General features: G+C 45.3%; 1 protein-coding gene. It reads left to right on the top strand.

Translation table 11 applies throughout. The features are described 5' to 3' along the window. Positions 1-598 (top strand): IMP dehydrogenase (locus tag WMO25_RS18690; RefSeq protein ID WP_349086760.1); only part of this gene is annotated, 598 nt, incomplete at both ends.

Below are 598 nucleotides of genomic sequence, written 5' to 3'. Positions count from 1 at the left end.
AGTCATTCCTAACCAGGTAGATATTTCTACATGGCTGACGAATACAATCAGATTAAATGTACCTCTGATGAGTGCAGGCATGGACACTGTTACAGAACACCGCATGGCCATCGCAATGGCAAGGCAGGGTGGTATTGGTATTATTCACAAGAATATGTCTATTGAAGCCCAGGCGGAAGAAGTAGATAAGGTAAAGCGTTCTGAGAATGGCGTTATCACAGACCCATTTTATTTATCCCCTGAACATACACTGGCAGATGCAGATCGTCTGATGGCAAAGTTCAGAATTTCGGGTGTGCCGATTACAGAGGGCAAGAAGCTTGTTGGTATTCTGACCAATCGTGATCTTAAATTCGAAACAGACTACAGCAAAAAGATCAAAGAGTGTATGACAAGCGAAGGCTTAGTTACAGCCAAGGAAGGCGTGACACTTGAGGAAGCCAAGAAGATCCTCGGTCAGGCCCGCAAAGAGAAACTTCCGATTGTTGATGATAACTTCAACCTCAAGGGTCTGATCACAATCAAGGATATTGAGAAGCAGATCAAGTATCCGCTGTCTGCAAAGGATGCTCAGGGACGTCTGCTCTGCGGTGCAGGT

The organism is Coprococcus intestinihominis (assembly GCF_040096555.1).
Taxonomy (GTDB): Bacteria; Bacillota; Clostridia; order Lachnospirales; family Lachnospiraceae; genus Coprococcus_A; species Coprococcus_A intestinihominis.
This window is presented reverse-complemented; position numbering and strand designations above follow the sequence as displayed.